The organism is Bacteroides difficilis, assembly GCF_048319815.1.
Lineage (GTDB): Bacteria > Bacteroidota > Bacteroidia > Bacteroidales > Bacteroidaceae > Bacteroides > Bacteroides zhangwenhongii.
The window spans coordinates 2442607-2465900 of sequence record NZ_CP182814.1 but is presented as its reverse complement, the minus strand read 5'-3'; the positions used below and the strand labels follow the sequence as shown (position 1 = coordinate 2465900).

Here is a 23294-nt window from a genome sequence, read left to right as displayed (position 1 = left end):
GGTTTCGTCTTTTTAGTTATTCTTTATATTTAATGTTATCAATCAGTCGTACTTCCCCGCAGAATACGGTGATACACCCTACCGCATAAGAAGTATCTTCCCAATCATTTATCTTCTGCAATGTATTTCCGTCTACAATCTCAAAGTACTCCAAACGCAAGCCCGGTGCAGCTTCAATCGCATCTTCCACCATCTTTTGCGTCTCACTTACCGTATGAGTGGCCGCAAAGTTACGACTTTTAAATAATGTGCGGGAAATATTTAAAGCATTTTCACGTTCTTCTGCAGACAAACGCTTGTTACGGCTACTCAATGCCAACCCGTCTTCTTCACGTACGATCGGGCAACCCACAATCTCCAAAGAATAATTTAATTGCCGAACCATCTCACGGATAATCGCCAACTGCTGGAAATCCTTCTCACCGAAATAAGCCCTATCCGGCTGCACTGCGTCAAACAGCTTGCTGACAATCTGGCAAACACCATTGAAATGTCCCGGACGGAACGCTCCTTCCATCACAGTATCCAACGGAGCATAACTGAACTGACGGGTATCCGGTTCCGGGTACATCTCACTCACCGAAGGAGCAAATACCAATGCTGCACCACATTCTTCCAACAAGCTGCAATCAGCCTCCAACGTACGCGGATATTTCTCTAAATCGTTTTTATCGTTAAACTGTGTGGGATTCACAAAGACACTCACTACAGTTACACCATTCTCACTTACGCTGCGCTTTACCAGAGATGCGTGTCCCGCATGCAAAGCACCCATTGTAGGAACCAATCCTACCTTTTTACCCTGGACTTTCAGTGCCGACAATTCGGCCTGTAAGTCCTTGATAGTGTGCACTACTTTCATTTTCGTCTATTGGTTTATGTTTTACTCGTTTGCAAAAACTCTGCAAAATAAACTAATATTTGCCACATAAAGAAAGAATATCTTATTTAATGTGTCTTTTTTTTCGTATCTTTGCACAATATTATAGAGAACTATTGTTATTATGACAAAGGCGAATAAAGTTTTATTTATTACTCAAGAGATTACACCTTACGTTTCAGAATCCGAAATGGCCAATATAGGTAGAAACCTTCCACAGGCGATCCAAGAAAAAGGCCGTGAAATCAGAACCTTTATGCCCAAATGGGGAAACATCAATGAGCGCAGAAACCAACTGCACGAAGTGATTCGTCTTTCCGGTATGAATCTGATTATTGACGATACTGACCACCCCCTAATCATAAAAGTCGCTTCTATTCAATCCGCACGTATGCAGGTATATTTCATCGACAATGATGATTATTTCCAGAACCGTATGCAGACTGCAGACGAAAATGGTGTGGAATATGATGATAACGACAGCCGCGCCATCTTCTATGCACGCGGCGTGCTGGAAACGGTGAAGAAGTTGCGCTGGTGTCCGGATGTAATTCACTGTCACGGCTGGATGACTGCTTTGGCTCCTCTTTATATTAAGAAAGCCTACAAAGACGAGCCTTCTTTCCGTGACGCTAAAGTAGTATTCTCGGTTTATGAAGACGACTTTAAAAATACACTTAGCGATGACTTTGCAACTAAATTGATGTTGAAAGGTATCACAAAGAAAGACTTGGGTGATTTGAAAGAACCGGTAGATTATGCTGCTCTCTGCAAACTAGCTGTTGATTATTCCGATGGAGTAATACAAAACAGTGAAAAAGTGGACGAATCCATTATTGAATATGCCCGCCAATCAGGCAAGCTGGTACTTGATTACCAAAATCCAGAAAACTATGCAGATGCCTGCAATGAATTCTACGATAAGGTATGGGAAACTACTGCCAGCAATAACGAAGAAGAATAAAAAATTCAAGATACGACGATCATGAAAGCAAAATATGCCTTAATAGCTTTATTGGCAATCACTTTTTTCGGCTGTGATGATAATACAGCCGGTTTGGGACTAGGAATGTTTCCGGGAAGTGACCAGAATATTAATGGAAAACTAACGACATTTGACGTGACAACCAAATCTATTCCTGTCGGAGAAGTTTACGCCAAAACAAATATCGGATATGTAGGAAAGTTTACAGATGAAATATTTGGAACTTATCAAGCTGGCTTTTTAGCTCAACTTAACTGTCCGGAAGGCATGACCTTTCCTGAAGCTTTCAAAGGAGATTACAATAGTGGTACAGGAAAGATGATAACGGATTTCGATAAGGTAGATGAAAGCATATCTAAAAATTATACGATCATAACAGAAGACGGAGATAATGGTGCAATCGGCAACTGTCAAATTAATATTTATCTTTGGTATGACAGCTATTTTGGAGATTCTTTGACTGCTTGTCGTTTGAGTATGTATGAATTGGATCAGACAGTAGACGGAGCATATTGGTACAAAGACCCGAAAGCCTATTATACCGACATAGATCCCACCCGATATTATAATCAAGAGACCAGTTTATTAGGTAGAAAATCCTACACGGCAGTTGATTTATCCATTAGCGACTCCATACGCAACCTTTCGACTTATACTCCTTATGTTAAGATCACATTAGATAAGGCAAGAACGGAAAAACTAGGAAGAGATCTTTTAACGGAAGGACGTACGAAAGATCTATATAAAGAATTCCAAAATATATTTCCCGGACTATATGTAGAAAGTGACTATGGAGATGGTACAATTCTCTACGTTAATGCTGTGCAAATGGACGTAGCATTTCTTGAACATGCCAGAGATAGTATAACAGGTGCTAAATTACACACGTATACAGGAAAAGACTCCGTGATATATGCTGGACGTTCTTTCACATCCACACGTGAAGTTATTCAAGCAAACAAGCTAGAGAATGGCACAAAAATTGACGAGTGTATTGACCAAAAAGACTGTACTTACCTAAAAAGTCCTGCAGGGATATTCACAGAGGTAACACTTCCTATCGAAGAAATATCGAACACACTCGGAAATGATACACTTAATGCCGTTAAATTAAGCATTCCTATTTATAATGAAGCGACAAGTGATAAGAAATTCGGAATGTCAGTTCCTAGAAGTGTTTTGTTGATACGTAAAAAATATAAAGACGATTTCTTTAAAAACAATGAGTTAAGTGACGGTATAAAATCATCCTTGTTTGATTATTCATCTTCTACAACGAGTCTCACCGCATACACATTCAACAACATCACTCAGATGGTAAATGATTGTTTGGCCGATAAAGATAAAGGAGAAGATTGGAATAAATTTGTACTTATTCCAGTACTTGTAACTAAAGACTCTTCCTCAAACAGTTATTATGGAAGTTCTTCTAATGTAATCAGCATACAGCACGATTTAAAGCCTGGTTATGCACGATTGAAAGGCGGAGCATACGCAACGGAAGCGTCCCCCGAAGAGCAAGATAAATATAAATTAAAACTTGAGGTCGTTTCTACAAGTTTCAAGCAATAATTTTGTTCACCACAGATTACACAGATTCTCACAGATTAAATATTGAAATAACTGATTTAGTTTTCTATAAAATAATCTGTGAGAATCTGTGTAATCTGTGGTGAGTCTCCCCCGTAGAAGCACAATAAAAACCCCGTGAGTTTGATGTAAATTACATCTCATTCACGGGGTTTCATTATAATCAGATACTTATTCCTTCTTTACTTTTCAGTTGTTTTAGTTTTCTTGGGTCTTCCGGTTGTTTTTTTCGGTTCAGCTTCAACCTTTTTAGCAGCAGCCTTCTTTTCTACGGATTTCGTAGCCGTTTTCTTAGCAGCAGTTTCTTTAGCTACCTTTGCCTGCAACTTCTCAACCATTTTCTCCAACTCAGTAATTTCATCTCCCTGGTTCTTGATCGTAGTCAGCAAAGAATTAAGTTCCTCGCTATCCACATCGGCAGGATACAATGAATCCACCCGTTTAATGAAGTCACCTAAAATATTCATGTAGTTAGTGAACGCATCATAAGGAGAATCATAAATACCACGATTCAGCCAGATACCCGTATTCTTCGTAGTCATAAAACGGAAGTTGTTACTTGCCTGCAAATAATCCCAGTCCTGCTTGATACGGCGGTCATCACTCAAATGAACGCGTTCCGCCACACTATACAATTTGTTGAAAGCCTCACGTTGCATGACATTACCCAACCAGCAGCTAGTATCTCTTTCCTCATCCACCCATGACATCGGATAGGCAACGTCAAGCTGAGATACAGATTTCAGTTTCGTCACAATTTCGGTCGGTGTAGAGAAAGTAATACCTTTCGCCTTTGCGCATTCCGGCAAAGCCTTCAAGAACTCCAGAATATTAGAAGACAACGGTTGAGCCATACCAAGCGCACTCAATTCCATAAAGATATTGATAACCTGTTCTTCCTGTGGCAACGCATCAATCCAACTGATATACTTATCTGCAAACAGAGGATATTCCGCCCAATCCGAGTTAGAGAAACGCAAACTGATATCATCCGACAACTTAAAATCTCTCAACAGAAGTTTAAGACTGGGAGCTTGATTGCAGTGATATACATAATGCGGACTCTTCCATCCCAATACGTGCTTAGCACCTTCCGTCAACATTCCTTTGAAGCCCATAGAAGCCACCAATCCACCAATATCGTCCGAGTAAATCAAACTGGAATTGCGGAATACCTTCGGTTCTTTGCCAAACATCTGTTTCATCTTATTACGCTGGCGAATCACCTCCTCACGGAAACAATCCTCGTTAGCAAGTGAGGACAGGCCGTGTGAATAAGGTTCGCAAAGGAACTCGCAACAACCGGTATCGTTCAACTGATGCAACAAATCAATTACTGCCGGAGCATGGATCTCCAACTGTTCCAAAGCCACACCCGAGATAGAAAGCGCCACCTTGAAAGCGCCACCCGAATTTTTAGCCATCTCAATCAATGCACTGAGAGCAGGAATATATGAACGTTCGGCAACCTCATTCATACTCGTTTCATTCGCATAATCATCATAATAATAATGATCATTACCGATATCGAAGAAACGATAACGTTTCAAATGTATAATTTGATGTATTTCAAAATAAAGACAGATAGTTCTCATTTTTGTATATTGTTTCGTTATTTACCATAGTTTCTTAACACATCCTCGTAGAGAGCACGGATTCTCAAGCCTACCTTTTCCCAAGTAATTCCATCCACTTCCCGCTTTCCTTCTTCCTGTAGATACTGGAAAAGAGACGGATTGGTACAAATGGAATAAATCGCATCGGCCATCGCATGAATATCCCAATAATCAGTCTTAATCACCTTATCGAGAATTTCACCGCATCCCGACTGCTTTGATATAATGGAAGGCGTTCCACATTGCATCGCTTCCAACGGGGCGATACCGAAAGGTTCTGATACAGAAGGCATAACAAACACATCGCTATTCTTATAAACCTCATATACCTGCTTACCTTTCATAAATCCCGGAAAGTGGAAACGGTCGGCAATACCACGCTCGGCAACCAGATTGATCATGGCATTCAACATATCACCCGAACCTGCCATCACGAAACGGATGTTACGGGTACGCTGCAACACCAGAGCGGCCGCCTCCACAAAGTATTCAGGACCTTTCTGCATTGTGATACGTCCGAGGAAAGTAACTACTTTCTCTTTTGAATGATCGGGACGTGGAATATCTTGAAGTTCCTGCGACAATGGATAAACGGCATTGTGCATGGCAAATACTTTTCTTGGATCCTGATGATATTCATTAATCACCGTACGGCGAGTCAGTTCGGACACACACATGATACAGTCGGCATGATCCATACCGTTCTTCTCAATCGAATAAACAGTCGGATTGACTTTTCCGCGAGAACGGTCAAAATCCGTAGCGTGCACATGGATACAAAGCGGTTTGCCGCTCACCATCTTGGCGTGCACACCGGCAGGATAAGTCAGCCAGTCATGCGCATGGATAATATCAAACTCCTGCTGACGGGCTACTACTCCGGCAATAATCGAAAAGTTGTTGATTTCCTCGTGCAGATTTCCAGGATAACCGCCTGCAAACTCCATACATCCCAAATCATTGACATGCATATAGGAGAAATCGGCATAAATATGGTCGCGGAAAGAATAATATTCTTCCGGTGACATCCCCCCCTGCAAGCGTGACTTCAGATAGTCATAATTAACATCACGCCACACAATAGGCACTTGGTTCATACCGATTATTTTCAAGAACTTTTCTTCTTCACCACAGGGCTTAGGCATACAAAATACTGTTTCCATATCACCCTGCAAGCTCAATCCTTTAGTTATTCCGTAAGAAGCAACTGCAAGACCACCATATATTTTCGGAGGGAATTCCCATCCAAACATTAAAACTTTCATCTTCGTTCCTCCTTTCTTTAATAATATTTAGACAGCAGCTTCAAAACACGCAATATTTCCGCTACATTCATTGCAAATGACACAGCACCACGTCCTCTGAAAGGCGGATTTCCATCAAACAGTTCGGCAATGGAACCCACACAATGGCTTGTCATTTCATCATCATAGCTAATCAACTGACGCTCAACGAACGACAGTCCGCTCGTCTTATAGATCCGTAAGTAAGCCTCCAGATAGAATCCCATCAGCCAAGGCCAAGCCGTTCCCTGATGATATGCATAATCACGCTGTACCTGCGGACCTACATAATTCGGATTGTATCCCCCACTCTTCGGACTCAGTGAGCGAATTCCCTTAGGAGTAAGTAATTCTTTGGTTACGATATCGAGCACCTGTTTCTTCTGTGCCCTGTCCAAAGGAGAATAATCAAATGCTACGGTAAATATCATGTTCGGACGTACACTCCAATCCATCATATTACCATCTACATAATCGAGCAAATATCCATATTCGTTACGGAACACCTCCACGAATGATTTACCGGTCACTTCGGCCTGCGCATCAAGTTCATCTGCAAGGATTACATCACCACCTTCGCGTACCAAATCAGCCACAAAGCGCAACGCATTATACCACAACGCATTAAATTCAACAATATATCCCGTACGCGGAATCACCGGATGACCGTTTACCGTAGAATTCATCCAAGTAATCGCCTTCTCCGTACCGTTGGCATACAACAGTCCGTTTTCATGCAGGAAGAGGTTATCATGCTTCCTTTGACGGATAAATACCATGATATCTTTCAAAAGCTCTCCATATTTCTGGCGGCACTGTTCGCGCGAAGTTTCTTTGGTATATTGCTGCAAAGCCCATACAGCCCACAGCAACACATCGGGGTGTTCCATTTCATAAATTTTGTACCCCACAGGTTCTTCATTGATGAAGTTACGGATTGCCTTTTCCGCCGTTTTCATCACATCTTCAAACTGATCTATCTCGTCAATGGCAAGTGTCAGTCCCGGCAAAGCGATGAACATATCGCGCGCCCGACATTTGAACCACGGATAACCGGCAAGAATATAGTGTTCGCCCTCCTGCTGATTGTGGAATTGATGAGCAGAGTTCTCCAAACAGTGATAGAAACTATCACGCGGTGTACGATCGGCCACTTCCGCTTCAAATGTCTGTTTCAGCCTGCGAGTCGTCGTTTCTGAAATTCCGGCAGAGAAAACAATGCTTTCTCCTTTCTTTATATCCACTTCGAAATAACCGGGTACATAAAGATCCTCATTGAAGTCATATCCGCGTTCCTGTTCCTTCGGATATTCGATTCCCCGATACCAGTCGGGTTGGAAATGGAATTCACATTTTTTATTCAACTGCATGTAAAGTTCCGGATATCCGGGATACATACAAGTCTTGATTCCGTTCTCCACTAATTGATACTCACGGCTCGCCTGAGCGTTTTCATGGGTATATTCGCGTACACTTCTGAAAGCAAGAAACGGCCGGAAACGCAAAGTTGTCGCCGAATGAGCGTCCAGCAACGTATAACGAATCAGGATTCTATTTTCATGATGTACAAAGATTTTTTCTTTGCGGAGAACCACACCTCCAACACGGTAAGTTGTCGCCGGGATATGTTCACAATCAAATTCACGGATATACTTGTGCCCGTTAGGACTAAAGTTATTTCCTTGATATTTATGCAATCCCAAGTTAAACTCTGCACCGTGTTGAATTACCGTTTCATCAAGAGAAGATAGCAGCACATGATTTTCATCGTCTATATTGGGGATAGGAATCACCAACAGGCCGTGATATTTGCGTGTGTTACAATCAACAATCGTTGTACAATGATAAGCTCCTGCCTTGTTCGTCCGAAGAATTTCTCTTTGAAGAGACTCTTCGAGATTCGTCATGAGGGTCTTGTCAAATCGTAAATAACTCATAGTTGTGCATTATTTAAAGGTTAATTATTGGTCATTATATTGTATATATATTACCGTCATATTGCATATATATCGGCTAGAGCGGTATATACAACGGGTATAATGCCCAAATGTACAAATTATAGATAAAAACAAAAATAAAAAGGCTTTTTATTTTCAGTTTTTGTGCAAATATTCGTAGTATTGCGTAAAATATCTAAAGAAAAGAATGTCGTGAAGCAAGATATTCAGCGTATCATGCTGGCTACAGCAAAATCTTTGTTCCCAATTTTTATCCTAATATGTCTTGGAAAACTAAGAGTCACCACAGAGACAGTACGAAGGTCGAATGCTATGTTCTATTAATATCTTATTTATTTTTCGCTGCCAATAATTCCTTTATTGCATTCTCCAGCTTATAATCATGTAAATTACGCACTGCAATTTTCCCTTTCTGATCGATCACAATAATAAAAGGAATCGCACTTATAGCATAATCTTTAGTTATCGTACCATGCCAACCTTTCAAGTCAGAGATTTGCGGCCAAGGAATCTGATGTTTTTTCACAGCAGCCTCCCATGCACTTCTTTTCGTATCCAGAGAAACACTGACAATATCTAATCCTTGCCCGTGATAGGTTTGATACAACGATTTCAAAAAAGAAAGTTCCTGCACGCAAGGCACACACCAAGATGCCCAAAAATCAACCATTGTCACATGACCAAGATGTACGTAATCGGACAATTTTACCTCTTTTCCTGCTAAATCCCTACAAATAAAGTCACGATAGACATTACCAATCTCTGTTAATTCTACGGACTCTCTCCAATGCTCCACAGCCTCTTTATCTTTTTCCTTCTTCAATTCTGCTTTGCATCGATAATTTTCGCCTACCAAAGCCAATAAATTAGCGTAAATATCTGCCGGATAATAATTTTCCGGATAAAAGAAAAAGAAAAATGCTCCAACCTCTGTTCCTATATAATCGGAAACAAATCGGACATGAGCCGGCTTCAGTTCGTTATACAATGCACCGATACGCTGATTGAAGGCAGACATTTCCTCCGGATTCAAAGTACGTGACTTCTCTACGGAATCCCGTTCAGCCACAAGCACATTATTTCTTTTCTTAATCTCCCGATTTAGGGCTAAAAGGCGATCATCATATTGTTGATTCAGCATTCCTCCTTCCAATCGAACTCCCAAAGAAGTATAATCCAGTTTTATCTCTCCAGTCTCCACAATACAATTACATTCCGGCAGACCATACATAAAATGATCATCTTTCGGCGGCAAAGCCAATTTGACGACAAAAGGTTCACCATTCACTTGACACTCAAAGCTAAAACGCCCGTTACGAATCAATACACTATCCAGTTTCTGATCATTTTCTCTAAAAATTACATCTGGCCGGATCATGTAAATATACAAACTATCATATTCATTCGTATGCACATCCGCTTCCAATTTAAATACAGAAGCCTGCCTGCACGAAGACAAACAGACACATAGCATAAAGATGTTTATTACAATATATTTCATATCAGTCATTTTCTCTTAAAATCATTTGATAATCACTTGGGGTACTTAATATTTCATAGGCTTTCCGGACACATGGATTCATCGAATTTAATACCTGATAATAATATCGGTTTTCGTTAAACAAATCACGGGCTAAAAGCGCTTTCAGCTGTACAGTCAAGAAGCTTTTCGATTTCTCATATTCTTCTTCCGAGAAAGTTATATTAGCCTCTCCTGCCATTCTACATAGTTCTTGTAATAAATCATCTCCTTGGAAATCTCTTTGAAAAGTTTCAAAAGTCTTATATTTTTTCTGCAATGCCATTCGATGTTCCACCACAAAATCACGCACAGTTTGTTTTTGTACCCCACTATACACCAACATATTATACCATTGCGTAAAATGCATTGTATCGGCCTGCACACTAATATCCGGCATAATTCCTCCTCCACTCTTCAAAGTACGATGAGTACGCAAAGATTTGTAGATATCACTTGATGGCTTGAATGGCTGCTCCTCTTTTTTATATACTTTTTGAATAGAACGTCCGCTCGGAGTAAAATAACGTGCTACGGTCAGTCTGAGTGCTGACCCGTCCTCAAAAGGAAAAGTATCCTGAATAAGTCCTTTTCCGAAAGTACGGCTTCCTAACAAAACTCCGCGATCCCAATCTTGTAAAGCACCTGCCAGAATCTCTGCCGCCGACTTAGTCTGCCCACTGACCAACACTGTCAGCCGCCCCTGTTCAAACAGGCCTTTAGTACCAGCTTGAAATGTCATCCGGTCCATATGTACGCCATCTGCATAAACTATAGACTTAGTTCCATCCAATAACTCATCCGCTATCGTCACCGCTTCATCAAAAAGTCCCCCTTCATTCTTTTGAATATCAAGAATCAGGTTTTTCATTCCCTGACGAAGTAGCCCCTGAAGGTGTTTTTTAAAGTCGTTTGAGACATTTTTAGAAAAAACAGAAATAGCCAGATAACCAGTTTCCTCATCGATCATATAGGAAGTTCTTATGCCGGAAACCGGTAGATAAGCACGAACTATCTTCCGTTCAGGAAGTAGTTTCTTACCCCGCTTTACTTGCAAAGTAACCACGCTTCCCTCTTCTCCGTTCAATAAACGAAAGATCTGCCCGTCTTGTAGTTGTCCCAGCGTCTTTCCGTCCACCGATACAACCTCATCTCCCGCCCGAATACCTTGTTTCCAAGCATTTCCATTCCTCTCAACAAAAGTCACATAAAAATGTCCGTTTTTCCAAGTACCTTCCACACCTATTCCAGCAAAATTTGTCATCCCTCCCAATACCTGCTCATTGCCTTGCAGCTGTACAGGCGGCAAGTATTCAGAAAAAGGATCCAGCTTCCTCATCATCTCCGCAATTGTATGATTGATATAAGCTTCTTTAGATATTGAATCAACATAAAGATTCGTTATTGCATACAACGTTTGCATCAGTTTCTCTTCCGGAGTTGATTGAGCCTTTAGCGCGCAGCCAGCAATCATCAACAGTGCCCACAATAATATTACTTTCATTCCTATCCGTTTTATTAGTTACTTTCAGCTTTCATCCATTCCGGCATAGGAGCAGCCTTCAAATAATAGTCAAAGAAACCAATCAACCTCTGCATAAAGTCACGACATTCGGCATCTCCTCCCATTTGATGGCCTACATCACGATAATTCAACAGCCAGGCCGGACGTCCCAAACGACGCATAGCAAAATAAAGAGCCATACCCTGATAAACACGCACACTCGTATCTTTCTCACCATGGAATATTAACAAAGGAGTATGTATCTTGTCTGCATGCATAACCGGAGAATTGTCAAGATATAATTGTCTGTCCTCCCACAATGTTTTGCCCAAGCGTCCTTGCGCATCCTCCTCAAAATACATATTGGGCTGCCCGGTTCCACGGAGCATCAGATAATCTGCCACCTGATCAGTTACTGCAGAACATGGAGAAGCGCATTTAAACAAGTTCGTACGTGTCACCAACCAAGCAGTCTGCGAACCTCCCCAACTATGCCCGTTGATACCAATACGTTCTTTATCCGCAATTCCATCCCTTATAAGTTGCTCAACTCCGCTTATCACCGCATTATAACAACTTTCATAAGGTGCACCAATACGATAACTAATGTCCGGACAGAAAACAACATATCCATTACTTACAAACCAAGGAATATCAATAGTTGCACTACTATATTCCGGTATACGATAACTATTAAGTCCTTGTGTCATCTTCTCATAAAACAATACGATCACAGGGTAACTCTTTCCTTTTTGGTAATCCTCCGGCAAAAACAAGATTCCTTCATTTTTCTTTCCCTCCAAATTAGTCCATGTGTACAATTGGGTACTCCCCCAATTAATATACTTTACCTGTGGATTAGTATCTGTCACCCGTTTCGGATTCCGTAACGTCAAGTCGGACACCCAAAAGTCTCTCTCTCCATAGTTTTCTTTCGTCCAAAGCACTACTTTATGATTTGCCGTACTCGCTTTTACCACAAGATTATAATGAGGATCCACAGCCATTTTACGCAGTCTCTTACCTTCTAGCACATACAACCCTTTAGTTTTACTTTTTTCATCAAAGCCTTCCAGATATAGTTTTCCCCCCGATATAGAAACCGGTTTTTCAGCTTTACGGAAAGTAATTAATTCTTTTCTGCCAATTCCTTGTGTCAAACACACCGGAGTTTTTCTATTTTTCAAATCAATACTCCATAAATCATACCGATCGTATACTATTACAGACTGATTATCCATATTCCAATCCGCTACACCATAAGAAGAAGCGTCAAAAACGTAATCATGATCTTCCTCATATATAGGATAAGGTAATTTGCCAGTTGTCAAATCCCGAATATCTCCCGTTGCCATATTGATCAACCGCCATGCTTTAGGAGCCGGATCATATAGCAATGCTTGACTTCCATCGGGAGCCCAACTCAAATCATATTTACCATGGCTTGCCAACTTCTTCTTACTACCATTCATTCCGATATAATAAACATCATTATTAGGAGACATGGTCCAATCGGACTCCTTATACCAAGGAGTTGCATCAAACGCAATACATCCTTTCACTTCCTGTCCTTGCGGGAAAGCCAACGAAGACAATCCTTTCGTAGGCAAACTGAAACATTTTCCGGCAACAATATCATAAATATATTTATCATATGAAGAGACGTCAAAACCGGAACGTTTGAAAGAACGACGGGGTGAAATATTCTCATCCCAAACCCATAGTTCCAGATTCACCTGATCCGCTTCCCTCCTCATTTGTGGATAGACGGTCGGTTCCAGCTCAATCAACAGTTGAGTATTATTATTTATCAATCTAGACGAAGAAGATATCTTCGTCCCATCCGGTAATCCGGTAATATCACCATAAGACAGCAACTTTGTACACAGACGTTTATTCAAATCAAAAGTATAAATAGAAGCGACATCGAAACGAGTATCGTAATCGGAAGCACATGTCAAAGTTCCGCAACCATTGGCCTCCGGGACACTAATGCCTGTAATATAGTACGGCACTTCTCCGATTCGTACTTGTTTCCCTCTGTTCCACAAATACAAAGTAGACTTCAAACTATCCGACACACTGTAAATCAAACGGTTCGCTTCAACCTGTCCAAAAGTATTAATACCAGTGATATGGTCCTCTTCTTCCGTCAACAGATTGACAAAAGTAAAATCAATCTTTCCTGCTGCCTTATATTGTACATAATAAGCCATGTCGGTACCCGCAATCGGAACTAGAAAAATATTCTCAGGCCATTGTTTTTCTACTTGCGTAGCTAAATTCAGCGTATAAACCAAAGGACGTCCTGAACCGGAATCATTTCCTTCCTTCTTCTTTTCATATTTCAGCAATTTACCATTACCCATAAAGGAGAAATTAGACAATCCGGTTTTTAAAATTATCTCTCCGCTTTGTACATTATATATGTAAGTGGTATCCAAATCTTGCCTATAGAGAGCTCGAAAATTATATACTATCCACTTTCCATCCGCAGACAACTGAATCTGATCCACCGAACGCCACATTTTACAGTCATCCAATTTCATTGGAGGCTTCTGCGAGAATGCTTCTCCCATCCCCGACAGAAGAAGCATCATCAAACAAATAAATCCTTTCATTTATCTTTTCCGTATTAGTTCAACTGCATAACTGATTTCATCTGCCAATTGAGAGGGGCTTCCTGAATATCCCTCAGCTGTATAAAGCATTCTACCATTCTTTAAAATTACCTTACGGGGAATACCAGATGAGTTAAACTTCTGCGAAAATATGCTAAAAGTTTGATTGTAACTTTTTGTCCCCTCTTTCAATGTATCAAACAATACCTTAAAATGAGAATATCCATTATTGTTTAAGTACTTTTCTACAGCGGGTTTGCCCTTGATGCCAAAATCCATAGTATTTACAAAATAAAAGACAACATCAGAATCATTTGCATAAGCATCTACAGCTATTTTCATCCCCTCAAATGCCCGTTTACATGGTGCACACCAATTGGCCCAAAAATCAATCACTACAATCTTATCTTTAAAGCTATCACTTTTTACAATGTTACCATTCATATCCAATAATTCAAAAGAAGGAATTTCTACATCAGTCATATGAGACTTCACCTCTTCATATAAGGCCTTTTTCAAAGCTACCCCTTTCAAATTATCAAGATAAGTCTTAAATTCAGCGTCAGATACAGGCTTAACCTCTTTGCGTAAAGCAGCCATCATTTCCGTAGTAATCGTATTATATTTCACTGACTTTTTCAAGACATCCAATGCTTGTTCATCCTTTCCTGCTGTTACCAGGATATCATAACGCGTCTGATTAACAGTTGCATCTGCATACGACAATTGGTCATCTCGGTAATAAGTCAACCAAGTCAACGCCTCTTCTGTTCTATTCAAATCTTTCAATAATTGTAAATAGATTCCTAAACGTTCGTAAAACTGAATATCAAGCAATACTTGCGCTTCCTTCGGAGTATATCTTAACTCCTCCGTATTATTCGATAAATCATTCCGCTTCAGCACTAACTGTTCCATCAGCGCTTTCGCTACCGGATAAATCGAGTCATTTTTTGCCAGTCTCAGTTTGTAAGCACGAAATATATTCCAGCGGAACACCTCACTTAATGTAACAAAATTCATAGATGGTAAAGCAGCCATTAACCTATCATACCGCTTTCCATCAAAAAGAGTAGAAGCATAAACACGTGTCAGATTATAGTACATGTAAGCTTGTTGCTTAGAGAACCGATCGTTCACGCAATCCTCATAAGGATACTTTTTAAAGAAACCTTCTGTCTGTGTCAAACGTTCTTCACCCAACGGCATCGCCTCTATCTGATGGAACATTTGGGCACGGGCCGTAAACCCATTAGGATATTGTTTTAAAACAATCGCCTTTATCGAATCAGCCTTCTCTTTATCTTGCAACTTAAAACGATAGATATTCTCAAAAGTAGTATAAATAAATTCTGTTACGGCAAACTCCTTATTTATTTTCTGAAACAGAAAATCAACTGCCTTCTTGTTTTTTTCTCCCATACGTAAGGCTACCATATTCATATAGATGTCCACAAACTTAGGAAGGTTGGCTGCATAATGCTCCATTTCCTTAGTTGTCCACATCTCCACAGCCTCATCCTGAATATCAAACTTCTGAAAGTAATTTCCAATATGGAAGCAGGAAGGCTTACGAAATGTCCCCCATCCTAAATAGCCACCAGGGAGCATTTTTCCCTGTGTATCTAATGTAGTAAATACATATCCCCCGTTCTCATCATTATTATCTATTATACGGTTCCACATTTCACCAGCAAGAAATGAAAGAGCAAACAAAGCACAATTATCGGATAATTGATAAGTACCTTTCCACTGATTCTTTTCAACACGGGTTAAAGTCACATCGTCCATTCTCCATAAATAATCTTCATAAAGATAAACAGTACAAGACAACGTATCATGGTTCTCCAACGGTCCTCCCGTTGCTTGATAATTAAATGAAATAAGAGAACCTGCCTGTGGTTTTTCAATACCGGACAAACGAGACTGTGCATAGCCGCTAAATACATATGCACAAAAAACAAACAATACTAATAACTTTTTCATTTTGTTTTTACCTTAGTTTTTATGCTCTAGAGTTTTTGATTATTGCAACTGAGATATCCTGGCCCCAATCTCATGAAGGTCAATCTCTAAAGTGTCTTGAAAATAATCAATTACTGCTTCATATTTATTCTTTACAGGATATCCCCGGTAGGAGTTCCAATTGGCATCATAGTATGTACCATTATCAAATTCATCCGTTAGGAAAGTACTCTCAAACTCCTCTTTGCTCATCATCACCAGATACTTTACAAACAATCCAAAATCATAATAGACATCCATGCCACCATCACGATACTCTAGAATACCTCCCCGATTGTATCCCCAATCACCCACATAATCTCCTCCCGCATTATTGATATAATCGTCATGATAAGTTTGAAACTTTTGCGGAATCTCCATCTTTTCTTTTGAAGTCGCGTAACCTGTAATAGCAAAAGCTATTTCACCAATCAATTCTTTCTTCTCTGAAACAGAAAGAGAAGATAACCTACCATTCACCGCACCAAAAGTAAGATGATTAAGTCCATATATAGCTTTCTTTGGAATCTTCTGATAGATTTTATTTCCTTCATCATCATATTGATAGGTATCTTTTAAACTGTACACTTCTGAAGCCAATAAAATCCGATAGGGCATAAACTTCCTCAAAAAATCATCACTCCAGATAGACAAACAATTTTCTTTCAGAAAACTCCATCCATCTTCGATACTATTACTCTCAGCTTCTATCGCATAATATGGAATATATTCCGTAATGTTCCAACGAAAATCAGCTTCACTAAATTTATATAATACTTGAACTCCATATTTATTATAAAACTCTACGAATTCCTGATCATAAGTGGCGTCTCCTTGAGGAAACTCTCCAAAAGTCATTGGTTCTGAAGGTGTTAAATCATCCTCTCCACAAGAATATATCCCAATAGAAAGCAAACAAATCATTAAATATATAAACTTCTTCATGCCATCATTTTTTATTTATCCATATTAGTTTAGTACTTAATTCATCTCACCAATACGCTCCGGTGCCAATTCGTTTTGTTTCAAAGCTGAATTCGTATCCATCGCATCTTGCGGAATAGGTAATGCATAACCTAGATCTCTTTCTTTCAATGTATAAACAGTGCGATTGCCCGACGCATCATACCAAGAATGTTTGATAGAAGGCATACCATAACGACGAAGATCAAACCATCGGTGTGACTCAAAGCAAAGTTCACGACGGCGCTCCTCATGACAAAACTCAATCAAGTCTTCTGGGGTAGTCAATGTATAGGCTGTAAAATCTGATAAACGCTTGCTACGGAGAGCATCCAGGTCATCTGCCGATTTTTGCCCGCAAGAATTATCCCCGGCAGCATATTTGCCTGCATAAGCTTCGGCACGATTTAAATAAAGTTCTGCAGTACGCCATACAAAGCCTTGTTCTTGGGTTCCCCGTTTAGCCATCCAATATTTATAATACATATTCATTTCACTAAAAAAGATACCTTTACGAGCATCCGAAGGTTCATATAGACTTAATAATCCACCGTCCGATCTACTCTCAGACACTTTAATAAGCGTAGCTTCCGTTTTTATACGTCCTGTTACACCTCCATTGATAAATATGACTTCCGGAAAGTCTCTGGAAATAATATTATTAGTAGAATACTGCGGTAAGAATGTATTACTCAACTGATATGTTGTCAGATCGACCAGTGCCGGTGCGTTTGTCAAAGCGGTATTCACATGTTCTATTACCTTATCCCAATTCTCCATATACAAATAGATACGAGAGGCTAAAAGATGAGCTCCAACATAATTAATACGGAATAATCCGATATTATTACTAGCTTTGTCATCAAGCAGTCTACAAGCCTCTTCAATATCTTTACATATCTGAGCATAAACTTCAGCAACAGTATTACGTGCAATGCCCTCATCTTTTATCTCCGGTTCAATAACCAAAGGTACACCCAAAAGAGTTTCCGGAGTATTTCCCGGACAATTATAAGGCATAGAATACATATTTACTAATAAAAAATAGTAATAAGCGCGAAGCGACAAAGCCTCGCCTCTTGTCTGTGCTTTTTCATCCTCTGTTCCATCCGCATCAGTCAATCCATCAATCACAAGATTACAAGCCATAATACATTTATAGAGGTTTTGATATGCGTGCAACAGACTAGTCATATCATAATCAGCCAACAACAAATACATATTGGGTTGCCACGTATAAACCGCCCGATGAGCCAAATTCTCATCTGTATAATTATACGATTGCCCTTGTACCCCTTCAACATCATCACTCAATACATCCGTTATAGGATCCAGACAGATTGTCGTCGAATATCCTTCTCCATTCAACAATTCTTGATAAGCAGTTGCGGTTTTCGGTTCAAATTCATCCTGTGAGACTTCTTTTAAAAAGTCTCCACAAGAAGATAGTATACACACAATGAATATTGTTAATATATTTTTCACTTTCATAATCTACAAAAGATATTAAGATTTAAAAACTAAGACTTACCGAAAATGAATAAGTCCGTGTAATGGGCAATGCTACGCTTCCTGTAGATTCCACCTCCGGATCTTGCCCGTTAAATTTCGAACTACACAAAGTAAAAAGATTAGTAACATTAAATGAACAAGACATACTTCCGACATTTAACGGACGCATCCACTTATCTGGAAAAGTATAAGTCAACATCAGATTACGGCAACGGAAAAAGTCACCTTTTACTACACGGACATCTGAATAATTATACATATCATAAGTATTCTGTTGAGATGCATTCGCAATCGGAGTATAGACATAATAGTTCTGAGCCTCTCCAAAAGCAATGCCCGGAATATTTGTATGCTCCTCATCGCCAGGTTCACGCCAACAATTCAAAAAATCCGTAGTTAAGTTTGTCTGTGGAGTAGGCATCTTCATTGTTCCGTTGAATAAGAAATTCAGACGTCTCACATGACCAAAAGCATAAGCAAATTGGGCATTCAATATAAAGTTCTTATAACGCAAAGAAGTAGAAAGTCCGCCATTAAATTTCGGATCGGTTGAACCGCAATATTTCAAATAACTTTTCGGGTCGTCACTTTTCTCCACATCCGATTCTTTTGTTGAACAATGCGCAAACGTAGCACGTCCCGTCTCATGATCAAGCCCTGTAAACTCCCATGCATACAGTGCATTCACAGGCTTTCCATCTTCATAGGCATTACCAGCCAAATAATCAAGATAAGTGTAATCCTGTTTAGTAGTATTACTAATATTATTAGTATTCTTTGAATAAATAGGAGTTAATGTCCAAGTAAAATCACGGGTCTTGATAGGAATGAAAGTTAACCCTACCTCAATACCATAGTTTTTCATACTAGCTCCATTACGGAAAGTTTGAGTCGTTCCATATTCACTGGCTACCGGCAAACTAAAAATCAGGTCTTTTCCTTTACGAACATAATAATCAACAGTACCGGATATCCGGCCATTCAAAAGAGAGAAATCCAATCCGTAGTTAGTACTTATAGTCTTCTCCCAACGTAAATCCGGATAAGGAAGCCTTTTGATACCCAACTGGTAATTCCCGGAGAAACGGTTGACTGCAAGCGCCATATACTGCGCTACCAAATTCGGACCCACCGAAGTCGGAATATTTCCTTGCTGACCATAAGAAAAACGTATGCTAAAATCATCTAAAGCTTTCCATCCCCTAAACCAAGCCTCATCATTCACTTTCCATCTTGCAGCCATACTCCACACCGGAAGAAATTTATGATTTGTATATTGTCCAAAGCGATTGGAGGCATCCCCACGTAAATTAGCATTAAAAATATAACGATTCTTTAATGCATAAACAAAAGTGGCATAAGCAGATACCGTATTGCTTTTCGAGTTCTTACGCGACACATTATGTTTGTCCAATGAAGAATTATTCAGAACTCCACTTCCAGCACTTTCCTTATCATACTCATAACTAATGGCCATTCCACGATCCGGATAATACCCATATTCCACATCACTTAATCCATCATATTGATTAGAATTGGCTTCATAGCCAATCATAGCATTAATAGCATGTTGTTGCATCGCCCCTAAAAGCGTAGCATAAGAAAATTGTGCACGAGCCGTATAGCTTACGTTATTTGTAGAACTGTAATTGAGAATACCCCCATGTGGCAACACGCTTTTCTTTTCTTCTTCACTGTTAGGAGCTACCGCACCATAATCATATCCACGAATACTAGCAATATAATAAGAACGTTCGTCCGCCCATTGATAGTTAGTAGAATTAACATAGCGCATCCCAAAAAGAGTCTGGAGTTTCAATCCTTTCAAGATATCTATGTCAATACCCACATTACCACTGAAATTACGAGATTTAGCCTCATTGCCGGTATGTGCCAACTCATTGAATATATTATAGGTCAAAGGATAGTTGTTGGATAACCCATCGATTGTATTATTTTTGGTTGTATAGTACTCATCAGAAGCAATGGCACGGGTTGTCTCTAACGCATAAGAATAAGGATTAGTAGTGTAAAATCCATCACTGCTTTGTTCCGAAAAGCTCAAACGAGTATAAGCTCTGACCTTTTTTGTAAGACGTGCGGAAATATTGGATGTCAGACTATAACTGGTTGAATTATCTCCCTTTGTCGTACCTTTAGAATTATTATATCCAATAGAAGTATAGTAATTGACAGTTTCATTTCCTCCTGAAATACTGGCACTATAATCTTGATTAAAGGCATTTTGGCAAAGCAACTTAAACCAATCTGTGTTCATTGTCTCATATTTAGCCACCTGTGCGTCAAACTCACTCTTCGTAATCTTCATATTATAAAAATCGAACAAAGCACCTTCAAAACCTGTCGCATAAGGTATATAATCATATAAATACCCTTTTTCTGCCACCTCTTTAGAAATACCAACACGTTCTTTTGAATTCATAAGATTGTACTGCGAATAACGAGGCCGCCCCGTGAAACCCAAAGAAGCCGAGAAACTTATCGAAGGTTTCCCTATCTTACCTTTCTTTGTTGTTAACACAATGACTCCATTCGCTGCACGCGTACCATAAATAGCGGTAGCCGAAGCATCTTTCAAAAATGTAATGGATTCAATATCATTCGGATTAACTCCCGCAATTGCATTCCCCAGCAAACTACGGGTGGCATTCAAGTTCACCTGTTCAAGCATATCTGCTCCTGTTCCCTGTAACACATTATTCAATTCATCATTAGACAAATCAACAGGATCTTCATAAACAATTCCATCCACCACCCACAAAGGAGAAGCATTTCCATAAATCGTAGAAGAGCCGCGCATACGAATACGGGGAGTAGCATTAGGAGAACCGGAACTATTCTGTACCATTAACCCCGGTACAGTACCTTGTAACATTTTATCCACTGTATTGAGAGTCGGAATTTTTATATCATCCATCTTCACCATAGAAGTGGAACTTGCTATCAGACGCTTATCCATCACTTGATAACCGGTAACTACCACTTCATCAACAGCATTCACCAGTTCTTCCAGTTTCACCTGGACTCCCCAGCCATCATTTACCATTTTTTCTACAGTCTTCTTCCCTATAAAAGAAAAGGTAAGCATCGCACTCTGTCCCTCTTTTACCGGAATAGAAAAGCAACCATTCAAATCGGTCAATGTTCCTGTCGAACGTCCATTCTTCACACGCACGGATACACCAGGCAAAGGTTCGTCATTTTCATCTACTACCTGACCGTTTAAGAAACCTTTCTGCGAATAATCTTTTTTCAAGAACACATGAATATACCTACCATCTACCGAACTGTTAATCGGTTGTCCGGCAATCAGTTTCTTTACAGCTTCCGGAGCAGTCAATCCCTCAATAGTAGCATTTACACGGATGGCATGAAGTTCATTGTAACTAAATACAATTTTATAACTAGACTGCTTCTCTATTTTCTTCAAAGCATCTGTTAATTTTTCATTCACGCATTTCATCGTAACCCTCTTTTCCTTCTCCTGCGCAGCTAAATCAGTAACCAAGGCGCACATTATCAGGAAACACACCAGGTACTTCCAATACCGTACCCCCGATCTTTCTCGGAGCTCTTCATTCAATCGTCTCATCATATATTATTTGCTAATTTAAATGTAAAGTCACAAATAATACGTAATCAACAATAATCGGGTACCAATTTTAAAAAGAAAATAGCAAAAAGATTAAAAATAGAAGATTTTATTGAATTATTATTCGGTTTCCATCCAATGTTACATAAAATATGCCAAGCGCATTCAAATTACGTATCGCATACATCAGGCTTTCTGTACGACTGGCAACAAAGTGCATCTTATAATCGATCATCTCATCATTCTCAAAAACAACATCCACATTATACCATCTTCCTAATTCCTGCATTATCTCTATAAGTGATACATTATCAAAATAAAAATATCCTTTCTGCCACTCTAAATATGGATAGGTATCTACTACCTGCTTCTCTAACTTTCCATTTTCAGACAAGGTAACTTGCTCTCCCGGTTCCAAAATCAAAGATTCCGTTTTGTCATTAGTTACCGTCACTTTACCCTCTAACAAAGTGACATGAGCATCTATCTTGGAATAAGAACGCACATTAAATTTAGTACCGAGTACAGCAGTCTCGAAATAATCGGTCTTCACAATAAAAGGATGTTCTTTATCCGACGCTACATCAAAATAAGCTTCTCCTTTCAAATAAACGATTCGTTGTTCTTTCACAAAAACATCCGGAAAGACTAGCTGACTGGCAGCATTAAGCAATACGGTAGTTCCATCGGAAAGAGTAACCGTATAGTCCTGTCCACAAGGAGTAGTCAGTGTTTGCAACTGTTCTTGCAAAGGTAAAACAGACGTTTTCTTCGCACTCAAATCAATGGATTTACGAGTGGCAACAATCCCATGAGCATATAACTGACGATCCGGCGTTTCTTCTTTTATTACATAAGTAACATCTCCGAAATTCAACTTGGGATCTACTGCCGACTCATCGGCTGCAAATACCTGTACCTGCACCACAGAAGGGTGATAGAAAAACACTCCCAAAAACAATCCTAAAAACAATATGGCAGCCACCGAAGCGGCAATACACCAACGCTTCAGCCGCCGCATCTTCACAGATTCGTCACAACGTACTTCATTGACAGATGAACGAATCTGTTTTTGTTTCTCCCAAAAACGTTTCCTTTCCTCCTCTATATCAGGAAAAGGAATATTGTCCATTGCCATTGCTCGTTTACAGTCTAATATCAGCCCTATATCTTTTTTATCATCTATATTTTCTATCATATTGCTACAACTTACTTTTATATTAATACGGTTTACCCCCATTTTGGG

The 23294-nt window shown here is 39.6% G+C and carries 14 protein-coding genes and 1 pseudogene; 3 read left to right on the top strand and 12 right to left on the bottom strand.

Going from position 1 to position 23294, the window contains the following annotated elements; translation table 11 throughout:
* Nucleotides 1-16: 16 nt before the first annotated feature.
* A complete protein-coding gene (panC, locus tag ACNOGP_RS09060) occupies nt 17-862 on the bottom strand; it encodes a pantoate--beta-alanine ligase (RefSeq protein ID WP_418214607.1) in 846 nt (281 codons plus the stop codon).
* Nucleotides 863-1004: 142 nt separating this feature from the next.
* Here panC and ACNOGP_RS09055 point away from each other — a divergent pair, with 142 nt between their 5' ends.
* Both ACNOGP_RS09055 and ACNOGP_RS09050 read left to right on the top strand, forming a co-directional pair.
* Nucleotides 1005-1844, top strand: a complete 840-nt coding sequence (locus ACNOGP_RS09055) for a glycogen/starch synthase (protein ID WP_007765114.1) — start codon at nt 1005-1007, stop codon at nt 1842-1844.
* Nucleotides 1845-1865: 21 nt separating this feature from the next.
* Nucleotides 1866-3437, top strand: a complete 1572-nt coding sequence (locus ACNOGP_RS09050) for a DUF4270 domain-containing protein (protein ID WP_418214606.1) — start codon at nt 1866-1868, stop codon at nt 3435-3437.
* 200 nt (nt 3438-3637) lie between these two features.
* Here ACNOGP_RS09050 and ACNOGP_RS09045 read toward each other — a convergent pair whose 3' ends face one another.
* From ACNOGP_RS09045 to ACNOGP_RS09035, 3 genes are read right to left on the bottom strand one after another with little or no spacing between them, the layout of a single operon-like run.
* On the bottom strand, nt 3638-5050 hold the full coding sequence (locus ACNOGP_RS09045) for a glycoside hydrolase family 57 protein (protein ID WP_418214605.1): 1413 nt from the start codon (nt 5048-5050) through the stop codon (nt 3638-3640).
* A gap of 17 nt (nt 5051-5067) precedes the next feature.
* The gene (locus ACNOGP_RS09040; RefSeq protein WP_186966833.1) at nt 5068-6336 is read right to left on the bottom strand and encodes a glycosyltransferase; all 1269 of its coding nucleotides are present in this window, start codon (nt 6334-6336) and stop codon (nt 5068-5070) included.
* Between the two features lie 17 nt (nt 6337-6353).
* Entirely contained in the window at nt 6354-8291 is a 1938-nt protein-coding gene (locus ACNOGP_RS09035; RefSeq protein ID WP_143865460.1) for a glycogen debranching enzyme N-terminal domain-containing protein, read from the bottom strand.
* 165 nt (nt 8292-8456) lie between these two features.
* On the opposite strand from ACNOGP_RS09035, the pseudogene ACNOGP_RS09030 reads away from it, so the two are divergent.
* Nucleotides 8457-8594, top strand: a pseudogene (locus ACNOGP_RS09030) (rhomboid family intramembrane serine protease); the annotation flags it as partial.
* A 46-nt stretch (nt 8595-8640) separates the two neighbouring features.
* Here the strand turns inward: ACNOGP_RS09030 and ACNOGP_RS09025 are convergent.
* From ACNOGP_RS09025 to ACNOGP_RS08990, 8 genes are all read right to left on the bottom strand, one after another.
* Nucleotides 8641-9813 (bottom strand): redoxin domain-containing protein, encoded by a 1173-nt coding sequence (locus tag ACNOGP_RS09025; RefSeq protein ID WP_418214604.1) that lies wholly within the window; start codon nt 9811-9813, stop codon nt 8641-8643.
* A 1-nt stretch (nt 9814) separates the two neighbouring features.
* A complete protein-coding gene (locus ACNOGP_RS09020) occupies nt 9815-11335 on the bottom strand; it encodes a S41 family peptidase (protein ID WP_418214603.1) in 1521 nt (506 codons plus the stop codon).
* A gap of 14 nt (nt 11336-11349) precedes the next feature.
* Nucleotides 11350-13956: an alpha/beta hydrolase family protein gene (locus ACNOGP_RS09015; RefSeq protein ID WP_418214602.1), complete on the bottom strand. Its 2607-nt coding sequence runs from the start codon at nt 13954-13956 to the stop codon at nt 11350-11352.
* Nucleotides 13957-15942 (bottom strand): TlpA family protein disulfide reductase, encoded by a 1986-nt coding sequence (locus ACNOGP_RS09010; RefSeq protein WP_418214601.1) that lies wholly within the window; start codon nt 15940-15942, stop codon nt 13957-13959.
* Between the two features lie 39 nt (nt 15943-15981).
* Nucleotides 15982-16905, bottom strand: coding sequence for a hypothetical protein (locus ACNOGP_RS09005; protein WP_186966828.1), 924 nt, complete (start codon nt 16903-16905; stop codon nt 15982-15984).
* Between the two features lie 36 nt (nt 16906-16941).
* Nucleotides 16942-18381 (bottom strand): RagB/SusD family nutrient uptake outer membrane protein, encoded by a 1440-nt coding sequence (locus ACNOGP_RS09000; protein WP_418214600.1) that lies wholly within the window; start codon nt 18379-18381, stop codon nt 16942-16944.
* Between the two features lie 55 nt (nt 18382-18436).
* Nucleotides 18437-22051, bottom strand: a complete 3615-nt coding sequence (locus tag ACNOGP_RS08995; RefSeq protein ID WP_418214599.1) for a SusC/RagA family TonB-linked outer membrane protein — start codon at nt 22049-22051, stop codon at nt 18437-18439.
* A gap of 106 nt (nt 22052-22157) precedes the next feature.
* Nucleotides 22158-23246: a FecR family protein gene (locus ACNOGP_RS08990; protein ID WP_418214598.1), complete on the bottom strand. Its 1089-nt coding sequence runs from the start codon at nt 23244-23246 to the stop codon at nt 22158-22160.
* Nucleotides 23247-23294: the final 48 nt, after the last annotated feature.